Origin of the sequence: Streptomyces sp. GbtcB7 (assembly GCF_019091445.1) — a bacterium.
Classification (GTDB): Bacteria; Actinomycetota; Actinomycetes; order Streptomycetales; family Streptomycetaceae; genus Streptomyces; species Streptomyces mirabilis.
On the sequence record NZ_JAGXJM010000212.1, the window covers coordinates 1 to 319 of the forward strand.

Below are 319 nucleotides of genomic sequence, written 5' to 3' on the forward strand. Positions count from 1 at the left end.
CCCGGCTTGGAGTGGTTGATCGCGGCAACGGGCCCCGGAAACGGGTGAACACGGCACCTGTGGATTATGGAGTTCTCTACGCTGCAAGATCCACGAGGGTGCCATGTTCGTTCCTCCATCATCCCCTGTCGCTGTCCCCGTGTCTCATGCGCCCTGCCTTCAAGCCCTCGGCGAGGGTGCCGCCAAGGAGCAAGTCCGCGGCCTGATCGCGGAGTTCGAGTCGGTCACCGACCCACGAGGGGCTTGCGGGGTGCGTTACCGGATCTCCTCGCTGCTGGCCCTGGTGGTCTGCGCGATGACACCCACCGGCCACGACTCG

General features: G+C 65.5%; 1 pseudogene. It reads left to right on the forward strand.

Going from position 1 to position 319, the window contains the following annotated elements:
* Nucleotides 1–103: 103 nt before the first annotated feature.
* Nucleotides 104–319, forward strand: a pseudogene (locus tag KVT44_RS55875) (ISAs1 family transposase); the annotation flags it as partial.